The organism is Sphingosinicella ginsenosidimutans (assembly GCF_007995055.1).
Lineage (GTDB): Bacteria > Pseudomonadota > Alphaproteobacteria > Sphingomonadales > Sphingomonadaceae > Allosphingosinicella > Allosphingosinicella ginsenosidimutans.
On the sequence record NZ_VOQQ01000001.1, the window covers coordinates 1,662,264 to 1,679,683 of the forward strand.

Annotated in this window: 17 protein-coding genes and 1 tRNA gene; 3 read left to right on the forward strand and 15 right to left on the reverse strand. The window is 67.2% G+C overall.

What is annotated here, in order from left to right; genetic code table 11:
• Nucleotides 1-81: 81 nt before the first annotated feature.
• Nucleotides 82-2,160, forward strand: a complete 2,079-nt coding sequence (locus FRZ32_RS08280; RefSeq protein ID WP_147044391.1) for a S9 family peptidase — start codon at nt 82-84, stop codon at nt 2,158-2,160.
• On the forward strand, nt 2,157-3,626 hold the full coding sequence (locus tag FRZ32_RS08285) for a M1 family aminopeptidase (RefSeq protein WP_147043062.1): 1,470 nt from the start codon (nt 2,157-2,159) through the stop codon (nt 3,624-3,626). The genes FRZ32_RS08280 and FRZ32_RS08285 overlap by 4 nt, the downstream gene beginning before the upstream one ends.
• On the opposite strand, the gene serS is transcribed toward FRZ32_RS08285, so the two are convergent.
• Nucleotides 3,617-4,876 carry a serine--tRNA ligase gene (gene serS / locus FRZ32_RS08290; RefSeq protein WP_147043063.1) on the reverse strand — a complete coding sequence of 420 codons (1,260 nt, stop codon included), beginning with the start codon at nt 4,874-4,876 and terminating at the stop codon, nt 3,617-3,619. The genes FRZ32_RS08285 and serS overlap by 10 nt on opposite strands.
• A 44-nt stretch (nt 4,877-4,920) precedes the next feature.
• Nucleotides 4,921-5,013, reverse strand: a tRNA-Ser gene (locus FRZ32_RS08295).
• Nucleotides 5,014-5,180: 167 nt separating this feature from the next.
• Here FRZ32_RS08295 and FRZ32_RS08300 point away from each other — a divergent pair.
• Nucleotides 5,181-5,735 carry a class I SAM-dependent methyltransferase gene (locus FRZ32_RS08300; protein WP_147043064.1) on the forward strand — a complete coding sequence of 185 codons (555 nt, stop codon included), beginning with the start codon at nt 5,181-5,183 and terminating at the stop codon, nt 5,733-5,735.
• A 235-nt stretch (nt 5,736-5,970) separates the two neighbouring features.
• Here the strand turns inward: FRZ32_RS08300 and FRZ32_RS08305 are convergent, their stop codons facing one another.
• The 13 genes from FRZ32_RS08305 to FRZ32_RS08365 all read right to left on the reverse strand — a co-directional run bounded on the left by FRZ32_RS08305 (nt 5,971) and on the right by FRZ32_RS08365 (nt 17,417).
• On the reverse strand, nt 5,971-6,264 hold the full coding sequence (locus FRZ32_RS08305) for a hypothetical protein (RefSeq protein WP_147043065.1): 294 nt from the start codon (nt 6,262-6,264) through the stop codon (nt 5,971-5,973).
• The gene (locus FRZ32_RS08310) at nt 6,261-6,560 is read right to left on the reverse strand and encodes a Gp49 family protein (RefSeq protein WP_147043066.1); all 300 of its coding nucleotides are present in this window, start codon (nt 6,558-6,560) and stop codon (nt 6,261-6,263) included. The genes FRZ32_RS08305 and FRZ32_RS08310 overlap by 4 nt, the downstream gene beginning before the upstream one ends.
• Nucleotides 6,561-6,627: 67 nt before the next feature.
• Nucleotides 6,628-7,020: a hypothetical protein gene (locus FRZ32_RS08315; protein WP_147043067.1), complete on the reverse strand. Its 393-nt coding sequence runs from the start codon at nt 7,018-7,020 to the stop codon at nt 6,628-6,630.
• Nucleotides 7,020-7,370: a hypothetical protein gene (locus FRZ32_RS08320; RefSeq protein ID WP_147043068.1), complete on the reverse strand. Its 351-nt coding sequence runs from the start codon at nt 7,368-7,370 to the stop codon at nt 7,020-7,022. Before FRZ32_RS08320 ends, FRZ32_RS08315 begins: the two co-directional genes overlap by 1 nt.
• The gene (locus FRZ32_RS08325; RefSeq protein WP_147043069.1) at nt 7,367-7,954 is read right to left on the reverse strand and encodes a glycoside hydrolase family 19 protein; all 588 of its coding nucleotides are present in this window, start codon (nt 7,952-7,954) and stop codon (nt 7,367-7,369) included. Before FRZ32_RS08325 ends, FRZ32_RS08320 begins: the two co-directional genes overlap by 4 nt.
• Nucleotides 7,954-8,412, reverse strand: coding sequence for a hypothetical protein (locus FRZ32_RS08330; RefSeq protein WP_158635877.1), 459 nt, complete (start codon nt 8,410-8,412; stop codon nt 7,954-7,956). The genes FRZ32_RS08325 and FRZ32_RS08330 overlap by 1 nt, the downstream gene beginning before the upstream one ends.
• A complete protein-coding gene (locus FRZ32_RS08335) occupies nt 8,405-8,728 on the reverse strand; it encodes a hypothetical protein (protein ID WP_147043071.1) in 324 nt (107 codons plus the stop codon). The genes FRZ32_RS08330 and FRZ32_RS08335 overlap by 8 nt, the downstream gene beginning before the upstream one ends.
• A complete protein-coding gene (locus FRZ32_RS08340) occupies nt 8,725-9,126 on the reverse strand; it encodes a tail fiber assembly protein (RefSeq protein WP_205008250.1) in 402 nt (133 codons plus the stop codon). Before FRZ32_RS08340 ends, FRZ32_RS08335 begins: the two co-directional genes overlap by 4 nt.
• Nucleotides 9,123-12,875 carry a phage tail protein gene (locus FRZ32_RS08345; protein ID WP_147043072.1) on the reverse strand — a complete coding sequence of 1,251 codons (3,753 nt, stop codon included), beginning with the start codon at nt 12,873-12,875 and terminating at the stop codon, nt 9,123-9,125. The genes FRZ32_RS08340 and FRZ32_RS08345 overlap by 4 nt, the downstream gene beginning before the upstream one ends.
• A complete protein-coding gene (locus FRZ32_RS08350) occupies nt 12,872-13,276 on the reverse strand; it encodes a DUF6950 family protein (protein ID WP_147043073.1) in 405 nt (134 codons plus the stop codon). The genes FRZ32_RS08345 and FRZ32_RS08350 overlap by 4 nt, the downstream gene beginning before the upstream one ends.
• Nucleotides 13,273-13,938 carry a hypothetical protein gene (locus FRZ32_RS08355; RefSeq protein WP_147043074.1) on the reverse strand — a complete coding sequence of 222 codons (666 nt, stop codon included), beginning with the start codon at nt 13,936-13,938 and terminating at the stop codon, nt 13,273-13,275. Before FRZ32_RS08355 ends, FRZ32_RS08350 begins: the two co-directional genes overlap by 4 nt.
• On the reverse strand, nt 13,939-14,532 hold the full coding sequence (locus FRZ32_RS08360; RefSeq protein WP_147043075.1) for a hypothetical protein: 594 nt from the start codon (nt 14,530-14,532) through the stop codon (nt 13,939-13,941). It lies immediately after the preceding gene.
• A gap of 41 nt (nt 14,533-14,573) precedes the next feature.
• Nucleotides 14,574-17,417, reverse strand: a complete 2,844-nt coding sequence (locus FRZ32_RS08365) for a peptidoglycan DD-metalloendopeptidase family protein (protein ID WP_147043076.1) — start codon at nt 17,415-17,417, stop codon at nt 14,574-14,576.
• Between the last annotated feature and the right edge of the window lie 3 nt (nt 17,418-17,420).

The window sequence follows — 17,420 nt, forward strand, 5'->3', positions numbered from 1 at the left end:
ACCGACATGCGCATCTTCGCCCTGCTTTGCCTCGCCTTCGCGACGCCGCTCGCCGCGCAACCATCCAGCCCGAGAGGACCGATGACCGCCAATCTTCCTGCCCCGCCGGTGGCCGAGCAGCGGCCCTATTCCTACACCCGCCACGGCGTGACGATCGAGGATCCCTGGCACTGGCTGCGGGACGATTCCTATCCGACGGTCGATGATCCCGACGTCCTTGCCTATCTCAATGCCGAGAACGCCTATTTCGAGGCGGCGATGGCGCCGCACCGGCCGCTGATCGAGACGCTGTTCAACGAGATGCGCGGGCGTATCCAGGAGGATGACAGTTCGGTCCCGGTCCGCGACGGCGACTGGCTTTACTGGTGGGCGTTCGCGCCGGGCGCGCAATATCGCACCTGGTATCGCCGGCCGGTCGCCGGCGGTGCCGAGCAGGTGATCTACGACGAGGCGGCGGAGGCCGAGGGGAAGCAATATTTCCGTCTCGGCGCGATGGAGGTGAGCCCGGACGGGCGCTATGCGGCGACGCTCACCGACAGCAACGGATCGGAGCGCTTCGAGCTCAAGGTCCGCGACCTCGCCACCGGCCGCGACATCGAGACGATCAGCGCGGTCGGGATCGGCCAGCCGGTCTGGTCGGCGGACAGCCGCGGCCTCGTCTTCACCGAGGTGAACGACAATTGGCGCAGCTATCGCGCCCGCTTCCACCGGCTCGGAACGCCGGCGGCCGAGGACCGCACGCTCTATGAGGAGACCGAGAATATCGCGTTCGCGGTCAGCGTCGCGCGCACGCAGGACCGCAGCCTGATCCTGATCTCGACCGGCGAGAACAGCTCGAACGAAATCCGCTTCGTCCCCGCCGCGGATCCGCTCGCCGCGCCGGTGCTGATCGCCCGGCGGCGGCCGAACATCCAATATTCGGTCGATGCCAGCCACGGGAAATTGTGGATTCTCACCAATGACGACCACATCAATTTCCGCCTCGCCGAAGCCGATCCGGCGCATCCCGGGGACTGGCGCACGGTCATCCCCGGCTCGGACGAGGTCTATCTGCGCGGCATCACCGCCTTTCGCGATCATCTCGCGATCACCGAGCGGGTGAACGGGCTCGATCAGATTCGCCTGAGGTCCTATGACGGCGGGGAGCGGCACATCCCCTTCACCGAGCCGGCCTATACGGTCGGCCTCGCCGGCAATCCCGAATATGCGCCCGCGGCCTACCGCCTCGCCTACAGCTCGCTGGTCACGCCGCCGACGGTCTACGACTTTCACCCGGCGGAAAATCGGCTCGAGACGATGAAGGTCCAGGCCATCCCGTCCGGCTATGATCCCACGCAATATGTGAGCGAGCGCATCTTCGTGCCGGCGCGCGACGGACAGCAGATCCCGGTTTCGATCGTCTACCGCCGCGGCTTCGAAAAGAACGGCCAAGGCCGGCTCTATCTCTACGCCTATGGCGCCTATGGCTATGCGACGGCGCCCGGATTCAACACCAATCGCTTCAGCCTGATCGATCGTGGCTATGCCTTCGCCATCGCCCATATCCGCGGCGGCGACGAGATGGGCTATGGCTGGTATCTGAACGGCACCAACACCCACCGCACCAACACCTTCAACGATTTCGTCGATGTGGCGCGCGGCCTGATCGCGGGCGGCTATACCCGTGCCGGCAATATCGCGATCCAGGGCGGGTCCGCCGGCGGCGAGCTGATGGGCGCGGTCGTCAACCAGGCGCCCGACCTGTGGGGCGCGGTGGTGGCGGACGTGCCGTTCGTCGATGTCGTCAACACGATGCTCGACGACAGCCTGCCGCTCACCCCTGGCGAATGGAACGAATGGGGCAATCCGATCACCGACGAGGCGGCGTTCCGCTACATGCTGAGCTACAGCCCCTATGACAATGTGACGCGCCAGGCCTATCCGCCGATGCTCATCACCGGCGGCCTCAACGATCCGCGCGTCACTTATTGGGAGCCCGCCAAGTGGAGCGCGCGGCTGCGGGCGATGCGGACCGACCGGAACCTGCAGCTTCTCAAGATCAACATGGGCGCCGGCCATGGCGGGCGGACCGGGCGCTGGACCCGGCTTGAGGAAATCGCCGAGGACTATGCGTTCATGCTGACCCAGATGGGGGCGGACGGGAGGGGCGCCGCGCGATGAGGCGCGCTGTGATCGCCGCTTCGGCGGCGCTGCTTGTCGTCCCGGCCGGCGTCTCGGCCGATCCGGCTCCGGCCGCCGCCGTGGCGGAGGAGGCGCCCCCGCCGCTCTCCGCCACAGCGACCGTCGCTCGGAACGGCGACAGCTGGTCGATCGATTACCGCCTGCTGCGGCGCGCACGGGCCTGGCTCTTTCCGCGCAGCGGGCTCGTCCGCCAGAGCCTGGAGCCCTGGCGGCCGGGGAGCTGGCGGGTGGAAACGCCGGGTGTGCGGATCGAGCGGCGCGGGAATTTCGACGTTCTGGTCGCCGCCGGCGGCGGAGCGGTTCCCTCGCAAGTACGGATCGTGTTCACGCCCGCTGTCGTCGACCTCCAGTCGGATTACGATCCCGCGCTGCGCTTCACCGACGGCTCGGTCGCCCTCTACACCGATCAGTTCACGATCATCCCTTATACGGGCGCCCAGGCGATCGACCGCCTGCCGCGCGACGGCAACGTCGCCGGACTCGACGCAACCCTCACCCGGGTCACCTATCGCGACGCCGACGGCGTGATCCTGTCGGCGGGCGAACGCCGGTCGTCGGTCCTGCGCGATGGCGGTGTGGACGACGGCACCTATCTTCTCTTCGGCCAGCTGCGCCCGATCGTCACCGATGCGATGGCGCAAATCGTCGATCCGCAGCTGCCGGACTGGATCCGCGCCACGCTCAATCGCGAAGTACCGAACATCTTTGCCCGCTACGCCGCCGTGCTCGGCCCGCCGCCCGGGCCGAAGCCCACCGTCATGGTCAGCTGGGGCGGGCCCACGCCGCGCCAGACGAGCATGGGGGGCAGCGTCCTGCCGGGCCTCATTACCCTGGTCTACGAAGGCGACGGCGTGCTGACCGAAAACGCGACCTCGCGCGGCTATGGCCTGTGGTTCATCGCGCACGAATCCGCGCATTTCTGGCTCGGCAATCTGGTCCATTACGAATTCTCGCGCGATGCCTGGATCACGGAGGGCGGGGCCGACCTGCTCGCTTTCCGGACCGTCGCGGCGGTCGATCCCGGCTATGACTGGCGCGGCGCGATCGATCATTCGATCGCCGACTGCGTCGCCCTCAGCGCGAACCGGGGCATCGCCAGCGCCGAGGAGCGCAACGAGCAGCGCGCCTATTACGCCTGCGGTGCGGTCTTCGCGCTGGTTGCGGAGGCCGCGTCGCGCCGGCCGTTCATCCACTTCGTGAAGACGCTGGTAGACGACAATCGCGCCGACGCGACCGTCTCGCGCGCCGACTGGCTCTCCGCGCTCGATCGCGTGTCGAACGATCCCACGCTCAGCCGCGACATCGCGGCGCTGCTCGATCAGGGGAGCGCGGATCCCAAGGCGGCGATCGCGTCGCTGTTCACGCGCGCCGGCGTCTCATTCACGCTCGGACCGGACGGGGTGCCACGGATGACGCCGGCCGCGGCCGAGCCGGCTCAGAGATAATCGCCGCCCATCAGCTCGCGCAGCGGCGCGGGCAGCTTCACCCTTCCGTCCGCCGTCTGGTGATTCTCCAGCAGCGGCACGAGGATTCGCGGACTGGCGAGCGCTGTATTATTGAGCGTGTGGACGAAGCGCACCTTGCGCTCCTCGTCGCGCCATCTGAGGTTGGCGCGGCGGGCCTGCCAGTCGTGCAGCGTCGAGCAGCTGTGCGTCTCGCGATACTTGCCGAGCGAGGGCACCCAGGACTCGATGTCGTTCATCCGGAACTTGCCGTTGCCCATGTCGCCGGTCGAGGCCTCGATCACCTGATAGGGGATTTCCAGCGCCTGCAGCATCGCTTCCGCATTGGCGAGCAGGCGGGCGTGCCAGCGCGCGCTCTCCTCCTCGTCGTCGCGGCAGATCACATATTGTTCGAGCTTGTAGAATTGGTGGACGCGAAGCAGCCCGCGCACGTCGCGCCCGGCGCTCCCCGCCTCGCGGCGGAAGCAGGGGGAATAGCCGGCATAGAGGATCGGCAGCCTGTCCGCCTCGATGATCTCGCCCGAATGGAGCGAGGTCAGCGCGATCTCCCCCGTGCCGGCGAGATAGAGATCGTCGGCCGGCATGAAATAGGCCTCTTCCTCGTGCCCCGGGAAATGGCCGGTGGCGACGAAGGCCGAGGGGCGGGCGAGCGCCGGGACGGTCATCAACGTGAAGCCGTCGGCCGCAAGCCGCTGCTGCGCCCACAGCATCAGCGCCTGTTCCAGCATCGCGAGCCGCCCCTTGAGGCAATAGGTGCGCGATCCGGCGACCTGCGTGATCCGGGCAAGATCGGCCCAGTCGTTCTTCTCGATCAGAGCGACATGATCGAGCGGCGTGAAATCGAAATCCGGAATCGTGCCCTCGGTCCGCACCACCGTATTGAAGCTCTCGTCCGGCCCGACCGGCGCGCCCTCCCACGGGATGTTCGGCACGCGCAGCAGCAGCGCGTCGAGCGCCGCCTGCTTCTCGCCGAGATCGCTCTCGATCCCGGAAATCTCCGCGCCGATCGCCTTGGCCTTGGCGCCGAGCGCCGGCCGCTCTTCGGGCGCGGCGCTCTTGAAGCTGTCGGAGATCGCGTTTCGCTCGGCGCGAAGGCCGTCGATCCGCGTCTTGAGCGCGCGCACCTCAGCGTCGAGCGCCAACAGCGCGTCAAGATCGAGCGAGACGTTCTTCTCGCCGATCGCCTTGCGGACGGCCCCGGGATTCTCGCGAATGAACTGAAGGCTGAGCATCAGCGCGGCCTAGCGGGGACGCGGCAAAAAGCAAGCTGACGCGATGGCGGAGACGGAGGGATTCGAACCCTCGGTAGGAGTAATCCCCCTACGGCGGTTTAGCAAACCGCTGGTTTCAGCCACTCACCCACGTCTCCGGCGGCGGTTTTCCTAGGGAAACTGTCAGTTATGGTCAACGCGAAACGCGCGAAAAGCGAAATTCACATCGGTTCGCCGTGGCACAACGGGCGGCACAATATGTTCGCGTTCGGTTCCTTTTCGAGGCCCGCATGACCGCGCCTGTCATCATCGGGCGGGCGCGGCTGTGAGCAAGCGCGCGCCGCAATTCGAGCGACGTGAGCGGGACTTCTACCCGACCCCGCGCGATGCTGTTTTCCCGCTCCTTCCCCATCTCGCGCCGGCGACGAGATTTGCCGAGCCGTGTGCCGGGGACGGACGCCTGCTGGATCATCTGACGGCCGCCGGTCATGTCTGCGTCGACGCGTGGGACATTGAGCCGCGCCGGGCCGATATTGCCCGCGACGATGCCACAATGGCGCTTTGCCACAACACCGACTGCTACATCACCAACCCGCCGTGGGATCGGCGCGTGCTGCACCCGATCATCCTCAACCTGTCGCGGCACAAGCCGACATGGCTGCTGTTCGATGCGGACTGGATGCACACGCGCCAGAGCGCCGAGTTCATGCCGCTGTGCCGCAAGATCGTGAGCGTCGGCCGGGTCAAGTGGATTGAGGACTCGCCCTTCACCAGCAAGGACAACGCGGCCTGGTATCTGTTCGACGCCAATGCGGAGGGGCCGGCCTGCTTTATCGGCCGTGAGCGCCAAGGCAACCTGTTCGAGGAGCGGGCGGCGTGAGCGGGACGCGAGGGAACGCTCCACCGTTGAAACTCCGCCTCGAATTCGCCCTCATCGTCGCCGTGATCTGCGCCATGCTCGCGGTGAATCTGATCCGGGGCGGGATGGGGATGGGGTGGAATTGGTGATCGGTTTGCCGGCGCCGGCAAGGTGATACGGGCGCTCGACCGGAGGCCCCAGTCCTTATCCCGCTTTGTGAAGCGTTGATCAATTTGCCGGCGCCGGCAAGATGATCCTAAGGCCCGCTGCATCCGCGAAGCAACGCATCCGCCCGCACCGCATAGCCGAACAACTCGATCACCTTGGCGGCGAGGATGCGGCCCTGCTCGTTCGGATCGGCGGGCATTTGGGGGTGTTCCTCCGCGACGCGGCGCGGCACCTGCGGCACGTCGGCCGGATCTGGGCACGGCGCGCGCACCGGCACGTTGACCGTTTGCGTGACGATGCGCGGCTCTGGGGCGGGCGGGGTGGCGCAGCCGGCGAGGGCAGCAAACGCCGCCCCCGCCATCATGATGTGAGCCGCGCTCATGCGGCCTTTGCCAGCTTCTCGCGGAGAGCGTATCCCTCCAGCTTCCAAAGCTGGCGAATTGCGTTCTCGCGGGCGAACTTCTTGCCGAGATCGGCATTGAAGTTTTCGGGCGAGGCCGGCGCGCTCTCGCCAGTCACATAGAATCCGTTTTTCATCTTGATCGTGCAGAGCGTCAGCACGCCGTCGATAACAGTGTAGCTCTCGCTCGCGATCTTGGACTCCATGCTCTCCAGCGTGACGCGGGGAGCGACGGCAATGGCGGCACTTTCCGCCTCGGTGACTTCAAGACTATTCATGTTCCAAATCCTTTGTTTCGACCTGCCGCTGGATGCGCGCGGCCCGCTTCCGGCAATCGCCGAAACCCTAAAGCTGCCTCCATTCATCCGCTGTAAGGCCCGTAGAGCGCCCCGGGGCCTCCAAGGCCCTCCGGGTCGCGGCATGGGCGGCGTCCTCGCGCGCGCCCGCATCATGCGAGTCCTGGCGGGCCTGTCCGAGGCGCTGTTCGCCATGATCGTGTGCCTGTTGGATCGCCGCATTCTGCTGATCCACCGCCGCCCGGAGCGTGGCAATGCTCGCATGGGCCGTCGCCAGCGCCGCGTTCAGTCGATCGATCGCGGGCTGCATCGAAGCCTGTCCGGCGTGATAGCGATGATTGCCGTGCGCCACGAAGGCCGCGACAAGCAGGACGAGCGCCATCCCGGCGCCGAGCAGCTTGGCGGTGAGGCCGTTGAGCCAGGGGAGGGAGAGGCCGAACATCACTTCACCTCCGTGGTCGTGGTCACCGTGGCGCTTGGAGCGTCATCATGGTCCTCAAGCTCGAAAGTCGCGCCGTCCCGCCCCGCCCCCGCCTTGAATCGCCCTACCGGCCCGCCAACCGCGAGCGCGAGGATCACGGCGATCATGCCGAGCGGAAAGCCCGCTCCCATCAGGCTGATCGAGGCGATGCGCTGATGCTCGCTCGCCGCGCTCCAGCCGCCGAGCCACAGCAACAGGATCACGCCGGCAAAGCCCATGCCGCAGAAGATGCCGGCAGCCGACATGAGCCAGAGCGAGACGGCGCGCTGCCCTTCCGCAAACGTTGTCGGGGCCGGTGTCCAGCGGGTCATTGCAGCAGGCCCTTCATCACCGCGAGCCGCGCCTTGCGGTCGTCGAGCCCGTTCAGGCCGCCATTGATTCGCCGCGTGATGCCCTCGACGTCGTCCGCATCCGCCAGCGCGTTGAGCCCGCGCACGGTCCAGTAGGTGCAGGCCGTCAGCATCCCGATCGATGGCACCGCCGCGATCTCGGGGTGGCTTTCCAAGTCGATCCCGATCCGCCGGCCGAAGTCGCGATAATTCGCCCGGCCGGTGATCTGTATCGGGCCGCGCCCCTTGTAGCGCTTGCCGTCGCCGGGCTGCGTGTTGCCAAGGTCCGCGCGTCCCTCATAGGCCGCGCCGGACGCATATTCCTCCATCGCCCTGAACCCGTCGCTTTCGTGGCCGAGCTGGGCGAAGAAGTGGGCGAACCGAAGCGGGGTCGCATCGATTCCAGCCGCCGGGACGTGAACCGCCGCGCCAAGCGCAAGCTCGGCCGCGCGCTCCGGTCCCGCGCCGAGACGCAGGAACAGGGCTGTATAGCTGCCCCGGCCCATGATTCCGTCCGCCGTGACGCGGATCGCGGACTGGAGCCGCTTGATCTGGCCCTGGTCCATCAGGGCCTCCCGCCCGCCTTGAGGATGAGGAAAGAGACCAGCACGATCGAGACGATGATCGTGGCGATGTTCGGCAGGTTCTTGAGGAGCCACTGCGCCGCACCGGTCGCGCCCTCCCGCTTGTCCGACGCGCGTTCGAGCACATCGACGCGGCCCTCCAGCCCCTCCACCCGGCGGTCGATCCGGTTCGCCTCGATCCGGATCACGCGCTCCCGAACGTCCTGCATGTCGCGCTGCATCGCGGTCGTAGTGGCCAGCACGCCTTCCAGCGTCTTCGTGTTGGCCTTCATCGCTTCGACAAAGAACTGGAGCGCTGCTCCCTGTTCGGAAACTGGCATGATGAACTCCGGCTCGGGGGCGATTGAAGCGGCGCGGGCGGGCGGGCTCATGGGTCGGCCTTCTCGATCATGTTGAGGCTGTAGGATTTTCAGGCGGCGGCGCTTACCGCCGTCACCCATGCCACCGCCCCCGAATGCAATGCGTTAGCTCGTGTCCGATCCATTCCGGGCGATAGTCCCTGGCCGGATCGACGATGTGAATTTCGCAGGCCGGCCGATCCGCTGCGACCAGCCCGAACGCCATGATCTCGCGATTCCCGTCGCTCACGCCGCGCCGGGCCGCGTCGGCGCGCAGATCGGCGAGGCTCGGATGCTCCACCACCGTCACCACGATCTCGCGCCGGTCGAATTCGCTGCGCTCGAACGCATAGCCGTCCGCGCCCTGCTGCTGGCACGCGGCGAGCATGAGGGTCGCGAGAATGGCGATCAGCCTCATGCCACCCCTCCCGCGGCACTCGAGAATCCCGCCTGCATCCGCGCCAGCTCGTCGACATCGGGCGGCACGGGCCAGTCGATCGCGCGCGGATCGCCGCCCTCGTCGGGAAGGTCGCGCAGCGCCTGCCGGTACGACGCCCAGGCCGCGCGATACTCCTCGGGCCGGTCCATCGCCTGCGTCCCGTCCGTCACATAGAGCAGGCCGTCCCGCCGCGCCCGCAGCGCGGTCCAGAGCAGGGCCAGGTCCTCCACGATCGCGCCTTCGTCGTCCACCCGCGCGAGCATCGGGTCCACGCCCGCGGGTACCTCGCCGAGGTCGTCGAACAGGTCGAGATCATAGCCGTCGAGGCTCGCCACGGCCTGAAGTTCGCCACTCGTCTTGTCGCGGATCAGCCTCACGAGACCTGCTCCGCCGTCAGCGTCAGGAAGCAGCTGTCGGTGGCGTCCGCCGTGCCGCTGGATTTGCGGGCCATGCGCCGGATGACATAACTGGCTCCGGCCGAGAGCCCGGTCACCGTATAGGGGCCGGAGCCGTTGACGCCACCATTCGTCGCCTTGGTCTGCCCGGTCGTCTCGTTGATCACGACGACGGCGCTCTCGGTGCCCGTCTTCTCGGTGCCCGAGACGTCCGAATAGCTGCCGGCCGCCGGCTTGATCTGGATTTTGGTCTGGAGCGTGATCGTCTTGCCGGTCACGTTCGCGACCTTGTAGCTGCCGGTCAGGTTGAGCTTGAGCTTGCCCGTGGCGGACGCATTGATCGTGATCTCGTTGCCGATCGCGGCATAGGTGCCGCTGGTGACGTTCGTCCCGGACGTGTCGCTCGCGCTCGTCCCGCCGCCCGCCCCGCCATCGCGCGCCGTGGTGAACGAGGCCGCAACAGGCACCTCCTGGTCGCCCGCGCTGATCGTCGCATTGAACCCGCCCGTATCGGCGCTGATGGCGGTGATCGAGATCACATCACCGGAGACGCTGGTCGTGCAGCCCGCCGATGAATCGATGGTGATGTCGTCGATGTCGATCGCGATGCCCTGCCGCGCCGTCACCGCAAAATCGACCGGAAGCTGCCCGCTCTTGACCGAGCCATCGGCATTGCAGGCGATGACGATCGACGTGCCCGGATCGAGATCGACCAGCACGGGCGAGATTCCGTCCTGCCCCTCGACCCGCTTCGCGGTCTGCCAGGTCCAGTTGGCGCTCGGCGTCGGCCGCGTGCCGAAGAAAGCCCAGATCAGGCCCGGCCCGTCCGGCACGCTGCCCGGATCGTCATAACAGCCCGTCGGCACGCCCGACGAGGGGCTCGGCGTGGACGGCTGCGTTTCCGAGCGCGTGTAGACGACGTTGGTCGCCTGCCCGTCCTGCGCCGATGCGGCCACGCCCGCCCATGTCGGCTCCGCCGTCCCGCTGGTGCCGGCGATCGCCGCCGTGCCGCGCGATTCGTAAAGCGGGTTCGATCCGGTGGTTCGCGACGTGGACCAGCCGGAGGGAGGCGTCAGCGTCTTCGTGGCGAAATCATAGCTGCCGCCAGTCGGCGTCGAAGGGGTCGAACCGGATCGCTGGTAGATCGTCAGCTCCGCCACCGAAAGGCCGTCCGCCCCATCCTGCGACTTCGTGAGCGGCCATGATCCATAGACCAGCCGCCCCGGCGTCGATCCGTTCGGCGCCACGCTCGCCGCCGCGGTGATCGTGAGGCCGTTGGTCGTTCCGCGATCGCTGTCGAAATTCGCGGCCGAGATCGAGACGACGGGCGATCGCATGACCGACCACGGCGCGCCCGTGATGTTGCCGGTCTCGGCATAGCCGACGAAGAGAGCCGAGCTGTCGTGGACCTGGAAGCCGGTGACCGTCTCGGTCCCGGTCTTCGTCACGTCGGTGCCGCCGGTCAGGCCCGAGGCCGCCGGGTAGAACCGCATGTCATATCCGGTGTTCGTGCCATTGTTCGATGCGAGGAAGCCGATCCGCCAGCAATCTCCGCAATCCTGCACGTCGATCCCGGTGGCCGTGCCCTGCGTCGCGCCGTCGACGAGCACGCCCGTCGTCGAATTGAACAGCACCGAATAAGCCAGCGCAGTCCCGCCCGTGAAATTGAAGAACAGGCGGCACCGCGTCGTCTTCCCGGTCGTCTTCGCGACATAGCAGGTGACCGCATAGGTCGCGCTGTTCGCGGTGAGAATGCCGGTGCGCGTGATCCGGCGGAAGGAAGCGGTGGCGGTATCGGTGTCGGACACGTCCCAAAAGGGCAGCGGCACGCTCGGCTGGGTCGCCGCCGCGACGACGGTGAGCGTGCCGACTGAATCGGTCCAGTTGTCGAGCCGATGCGACCACGCGCCATAATGCGAATAGCCCGCGCCGATCTCGCTGGCGTCGGCCAGGTGCGAGGGGTTGATCGGCGTCCCGTCCGCCCGCCTCACCGTCCACACGATCGCGCTCGCCCCGGTCCCGAACGCCGGCAGGTTCGATCCCTGGGCGGTCAGCGTCGTCGTCTGCGTCGAAGGCGATAGCGAACCGGAGCCGTCATAGGTGATCTGCGAGCGATCGCCCGTCACGATCAGCCCGTTCGCATCCGCCCCCGGAGGCCCCGGATCGCCCTGCGGCCCCGGCGTCAGCTCGATATCGTCGAGGGCCTGATTGAACGCGCTCTTGGTCGGGTCATAGGCGGTTGGAGCGGCCGGGGTGACCGGCGCGGCCTCCTCCGCATCCCAGGCATAGATCGCCTCATTCTCTTCCTTGAGGATGAGGTCGACCACGCCATTGAGTCCGATGCTCGTTCCGGCCACGCGGAACAGCTTGTCTTCCCATCCCAGCGCGGAGTGCGAGAGCGTCACCACATCGCCGAGATTGACCTGCCATGCCCGGTAATTGAACTTGGCTTGGAACACGCCGCGATATTGGCTGCGCTGGAGCCGTTGCTTGGCGAGCCGCTGGGCCTGCGATGCCGACTGGACGCAGGGCAGGTCGAACGGGTCGATCCGATCGATCCCGTCCACGCTGTCGATCGAGACTTCGGGATAGTCGACGAGCTGGTAAAGGCCGGCGTCGCTCGCATCGACAAAGCGGCCGCGCGTGATGTTGACGGTCTGGTCGATGGGCGGCGTCTGCTGCCATTCGTCATCGCCGATGATGTCCGCCTCGGTGAACGCGCAGACCGGGGTGGCGAGGTCGTTGTGCCGGACATAGACGCCGATCTTGCCGCCGCTGTCGCGAATGACCGCGTTCATCGCATCGCACAGGCAACCGATGACGAGGCTGGGATCGTCATCCTCGCTGAACAGCGCGTCGCTCCGATAGCGCGGCTCCGTCCCGCCGCCGGCCTTCGTCACCGGCTCGTCGCACAGGTTCGCCGCCGTGATGAAGCTGTCGAGGTCGATGCGATCCGAACGGATGCCGCGCCCCACCGCGAGCTTGCCGTTGATCCGCCAGCCGAGCAGGTAGAACAGAAGCTGCCATGCCGGGTTGCGCCCGGAATCGTCGCTGAACCAGTCCCACGTCGTCTGATCGTCGGGATCGACGCCATCCTCGCGTAGATCTGGAAGCAGCGCCCCCTTGCCCCGGATCGTGACCCGCGTCGGAATAGCGGACGAGAAGGGGCTTTCGGCCTTCTTGCTGTTGCCCGTGACCTTGAACCTGAGGTGGACATAGGCGCAGCCGGTGAGCGTGCATGTGGAGGTCCAGACGCTATCGATCGAGATGCCGTTGCCGGACGTGCCGGGGTTGCGCGTCTCGACCGTGAGGTAGCCGGAATAGGTGGACGTGACGCCGCCGCTCGCCGACCATGCCTTGGTGCTGTCGAACCAGATTTCCTCTATCGCCTCGCACGTGTGACTGGCGACCGCGACGATCCATTCGACATATTCCTGATCGGTTCCGGTGTAGCCCTGATAGCGATTGTCGGTTGCGAGCGCGGTATGGCCGAACGCGATCTTGCGCCGCGCGCCAGGGTCCAGCGTGACGGTGAGGCGGTCGGTGGCGTTGGGGGAGACGCGCGGGACCTTTGGGCGCAGCAGCAGTGCCGAACCGACGCCAAGCGCGATGCCGGCCAGTGCGCCGACGCCGATCTTGAGGCCAAGCGCGGCGATCGTGCCAAGGCCGGGCACGAATTGAAGGCCGATAGCTGCGATCGAGAGCAGCGGACGCAGGATTTTCTTGCTCATACCGCGAAGCACCTCACGCACTTGCGTCGAGGCACGCGGACCAGCCCATCCTTCTCGCCCATGCCGACAAGCATCGCATCGCCGCCGATGCAGATGCCGGGGATGCCTTCATCGTCGATCAGAATGTCCCCGCGCATCGCCCGCGCGACCGGCTTTTCCGGGAACAGCTTGGCGAGGTAGGTGGCCGGCGTGCGCGATCCGAGCGAGCGCAGATACTTCGCCGCCGTCTTGGCATCGTGATATCGGCCGACATGCTCCGAATAGAGATCGACGCCGGTCACGGCTTCGACGGCGCGGCCCACATGCAGCAGGCAATCGTTCTCGCCATAGGCATGCGGCCTGGTCCGCGCCGAGGCGAGATAGGCCGCCAGTCTCGGCTCCCAATCGGACAAGCGCGTCATGACTTGTTGACCAGATGCGCGAGCCCAGGCGACACCTGCCGTGACGGCGCGGTCCCAGCGCCGCCATATCCCAACGCCGCGCCCGGTCCGGTTCGTGCCCCGTTCGCTGCGCCGATCGTGGCGGCGGCCGACGTGTCCGACGAGTCGTAGCGTTTCTGATCGAGATAGGAGCGGTTCGACGCCTGATTCAGCAGCGCGCGATAGCCCTCCGCGTCGAGCTTGATGACCTGCCTGTCCGCGCCGGGCGAGATGCCCACCGCGCTCATGTAGCCGGCGTGATATTCGGCGATCCCGCCGATCTGCGTCCTGTCCTGGTCGCGGATGATGACCCAGCACTTGACCGGCCTGCCCTGCCATTTGGCTCGATCACCGATCGCGGCGAGTAGATCCGCGTCGGGCAGGATTTGGCCGGAAAGCTCGATGTCGAGCGTGTCCGATCCATCCTCCCGGTTCACGATGTCGCCGACCCGGAGGACCTGATAGGTCGGGTAGAACGTCTGTTCCGACAGGTCCGGGTCGTCGAGCGTGGGCAGCGTGATCGGGTAGTTCGTCGTCGTGGCCCGGATCACGTCGCCGTCGATGTCGAGCATGATGAGGAAGATCGGCTTCGTCGGTTCGCCGCTGTCGAGATGATCGATCTGGTCTTCGTCGAGGACGGCCACCTAGAAGGCCTCCCTGCAATCGAAGGCCCAGACCATGATCCCGTCCTTGGTCTGCGGGCCGTCGGACTGAGGGATCATCACGAGGCCGGTGGGGCTGGCCGCCTCTACCGCCGTGTTCGTCGCCGCCGCGGCGCGCAGGGGCGGCTCGAAATGGATGGTGCGGTTCGTGCCGGTGTTGGGCACGTCCTGCGTCAGCATGACGAGCTGATCGTTGATCGTGAGATATTGTCCCGCCTTCGGCAGCACGGACGCGTTCGCCCAATTCTTGGTCGAAAGCGCGGTGACGCCGGCCGCCGCGTCCGCCGCGACCTGGATGCCGGTTCCGGTGATGACAGTCTGCACGCAGCCGTCGGCGGAGACGGGAAGCCGGAACGTATTGGCCGCACCGCGCAGCTTGGCCCAGAAGACGCGCCAGGCCCGATCCTCGTTCTCGGTCTCGACCTGAATCTCGACGCTCGCGGCGAAATAGCCGTTGTCGAGGTCGAGGGTGCGGATCGAGTTGTTCCATTGGCTCTCGTTGGCCTGCACATTGGTGACGGGCCGCCAGTCGATGCGGTCGAATTGCGCGCCGGATGGGAGGTCGATGATCGCCACGGCGCAGGGTTACGCCGCGCGCTATCGCTCGCTTACCGCCGTCAGCCCTGATTGAGGCCGGGCCTCGACAGGGTGCGGATCGTCTCGGTCTTGGCGGCGGAGATGAGCGTAGGCGCGGCGGCACGTTGAACCTCGACCGCGACATTGCCGCTGATCTCGGTCACGCGCGCCTCGAAATCGCCGGTGGACTGCACCAGGATTTTGACTTGCTGTGGCGCTCCCGCGCTCCCGGCCGCCGCCACGCCGGCCACGCCGGTCAGCGCTCTGCCCTGCGGCACGATATCGAGGCGCTCGCCCCGGCTGACACGGGCCACGGGCCGGCCGTTGAGGCTGAGCGTGTTCTGGTCCGTCCCGCCGTTCCCGCCGATCATCATGGAGCCGCCCGTCGCGAAGCCGGCCAGCAGCGCGCCGGAATCGCCGACCCACGATCCGCCCGCTCCACCCTTCGCCGCTCCGCCGAGCGCACCAAAGATGCTCCCGAAGAGGCCGCCGCCACCGCCGCCGAACGCGGCGAGCTCGGCCTGCTGCGCGATGAGCCGGACGAAATCGGAGATCATGCGATTGAGCACCTGCCCCGCGACGCCGCCGAGATGGAGGAACCGCGCCGCCGCTTCGCCGAGCCCGTCGTTGAAATCCGACAGGGCGTTGGCGTTGATCCGCTCCAGCGCCTCGCTGATTTCCTCGGCGGTGCGCGGGATGCCGCTCAGGTAGGACGCCATCGGGCCGGCGTTGCGCTGTTCCACGGCCAGACGCTGGAGGCCGTAGCGCTCATTGGCCTCGCGCTCCTGCCGGTCCAGCGCGGCGCGTTGCGCGTCGTTCAGCCCCTGCTGCAACCGCAGTTTCTGGATCTGGAGCAATTCTTCCTGGTGCTGGAGGTCGAGCAGCCGCAGTTCGCTTTCGCGCCGTTCCGCCGTGGTGCGCGCCAGTTGCCCCCGCGCCTGTTCGATGCTCTCCGCGCCCCGCAGTTCGTCCAGCGCGATGTCGATGCGCTGCGCGTCGAGCCGCTGACGCTGGAGCGCCTGCCGCTGCTCCACGCGCGTCGATGCGACAAGGTTGTTCTGCGCGATGAGCTGGTCGCGCTCTGCTTCATAGATCGCGCGATTGACCGGATCGCGGCGCGCCCGATCCTCCGCCTCGTTGCGGAACTGCTGATTGCGCTGGTCCCGCTGCGCGTTGATCGCATCGATGTCCGACTGCGCCGATTCCTCTTCGGTCTGGACCGCGCGGCGCCGTGCGTTGAGCAGTTCGGTGTTGAGGCCAGCCAATTCGGATTGGAACCGCTCTTCGGCGCGGGCGCGGAGATCGGCGAGTTGGGCTTCGCTATTTCCGCCGCTGCCCCGAGCGGACGCCGTATCGGTCGGATATTGGCCCGTGAGCGGGTTGACCGGGCGCCCATTGCGACGGACCTCGTAATGGACGTGCGGGCCGGTGCTGTCGCCGCTGCCCGGCGCTCCACGCGCGCCGCCAGAGAGGCCGATGACGGTGCCCTGGTCGACCTGCTGCCCGCGCTGCCCGAGGATTTGCGAGAGATGGGCATAGCGGGTCGTCGTCCCGCGACCGTGGTCGATGATGACCACGTTGCCATAGCCGGGCAGATTGCCCGCCTCGATGATCGTCCCCGCCGCCGCCGCCTGGACGTTCGTGCCGACAGGGACCGCGATGTCGACGCCGGCATGATTGTGAGCCCCGACACCCGCGCGCGCGCTGCGCCCTTCGCCGAAGCCGCCAGTGCGCCGTCCCTGAACCGGAAGCTGGAAAGTCGATGTGTCGGCGTCCGTGCCCCGGCGGGCCGCGCTCTGGCGATCCCGCTCGGCCGCAAGGTCGGCTTGCCTGCGCCGCTCGATCTGCGCCAGGGTTTGCGCGAGGCTGGCGTTCAGTTGGTCGTTGGCCCGCGCCGCAGCGATGGCGCGATCCTTCATGTCGTCATAGCGCTGATTGATCGCCGCGAGCGGGTCCGCCAGTGCCTCGGCCTGACGAACCGCGATCGGCACCTGCGCGGCACGAATCTGGGCCTGCGCTGCCGTCGCGTCGGCGTGGATGCGCGCATTCTCCGCCTGCAAGTCGCGGACCCGCTGCTCGGCCCTGCGTAGCGCGTCAGCCGCTCCGGCCGCCTCGCCTTCGACCGGGGACGTGCGCGCCCGGTTATAGGCCGCCTGCGCGTCCTGAAGGTCTTGATAGGCCTGCGCCTGGTCGCGCAAATTTTTCGTCAGCAGATTGTCCAGGTCCGCCGCATGGCTGCGCGCCCTCTGAAGCGCCAGTTCCTGATTCTGGGCGAGTGATCGGTTCTGCTGCTCCAGCGCCTCTGTTTCGGAGCGGATCGCCTGCTCGACGCCGGGAAGGGTATGCGCGAAAGCTTCCTGTGCGGCCCGCGCGAGATCGGTCTTGCGCGCATTCTCCACAAGCTGATCCGTGGCCTTGTCAAGCTCGGATCGCGTGTCGAACAGCTTGGCGATGAGGGGGCCAATGACAACCGCTGCCGACGCGAGGGCGATGCCCCACGGGCCGCTCATGAACCGCGTGAAGGCGTTTGCCTCTCCGCCCATGACCTGGATGGCCTGGACGACCTGCCCGGACTGTTGCGCGAAGATGGTGCCGAACGGGACGCCGAGCGCAAGTTGCTGCGACACGTCGCCGATTTGAAACGAGAGCTGTTGGAAGCCGGCCCTCATCCGTCCGCTGGAGCGGTCGACTTCCGTCGCGGTTCGAGCCGCGTTGCTCGCAATGGTCGTGAGCGCGCGCGAGGCCGATTGCTCGGTCTGACTCGCGGCCCGCTCCGTCGATTGCATCGCCCTCTGGAACGTGCGCTCCGAGGTCGCGATCTTCACGTCATAATCGGACGTGTCGGCGACCAGTTCGGTTACGACGCGATCAGCATATTCGGCCATCAC

Excerpts from the sequence above, each read along its gene's own strand:
- FRZ32_RS08365 (WP_147043076.1), bottom strand. The coding sequence starts at position 17,417 with ATGGCCGAATATGCTGATCGCGTCGTAACCGAACTGGTCGCCGACACG.
- FRZ32_RS08285 (WP_147043062.1), top strand. The coding sequence starts at position 2,157 with ATGAGGCGCGCTGTGATCGCCGCTTCGGCGGCGCTGCTTGTCGTCCCG.
- serS (WP_147043063.1), bottom strand. The coding sequence starts at position 4,876 with ATGCTCAGCCTTCAGTTCATTCGCGAGAATCCCGGGGCCGTCCGCAAG.
- FRZ32_RS08315 (WP_147043067.1), bottom strand. The coding sequence starts at position 7,020 with ATGTTCGGCCTCTCCCTCCCCTGGCTCAACGGCCTCACCGCCAAGCTG.
- FRZ32_RS08280 (WP_147044391.1), top strand. The coding sequence starts at position 82 with ATGACCGCCAATCTTCCTGCCCCGCCGGTGGCCGAGCAGCGGCCCTAT.
- FRZ32_RS08330 (WP_158635877.1), bottom strand. The coding sequence starts at position 8,412 with ATGGGTGACGGCGGTAAGCGCCGCCGCCTGAAAATCCTACAGCCTCAA.
- FRZ32_RS08325 (WP_147043069.1), bottom strand. The coding sequence starts at position 7,954 with ATGGACCAGGGCCAGATCAAGCGGCTCCAGTCCGCGATCCGCGTCACG.
- FRZ32_RS08345 (WP_147043072.1), bottom strand. The coding sequence starts at position 12,875 with ATGAGCAAGAAAATCCTGCGTCCGCTGCTCTCGATCGCAGCTATCGGC.
- FRZ32_RS08305 (WP_147043065.1), bottom strand. The coding sequence starts at position 6,264 with ATGAGCGCGGCTCACATCATGATGGCGGGGGCGGCGTTTGCTGCCCTC.
- FRZ32_RS08335 (WP_147043071.1), bottom strand. The coding sequence starts at position 8,728 with ATGAGGCTGATCGCCATTCTCGCGACCCTCATGCTCGCCGCGTGCCAG.
- FRZ32_RS08310 (WP_147043066.1), bottom strand. The coding sequence starts at position 6,560 with ATGAATAGTCTTGAAGTCACCGAGGCGGAAAGTGCCGCCATTGCCGTC.
- FRZ32_RS08320 (WP_147043068.1), bottom strand. The coding sequence starts at position 7,370 with ATGACCCGCTGGACACCGGCCCCGACAACGTTTGCGGAAGGGCAGCGC.
- FRZ32_RS08350 (WP_147043073.1), bottom strand. The coding sequence starts at position 13,276 with ATGACGCGCTTGTCCGATTGGGAGCCGAGACTGGCGGCCTATCTCGCC.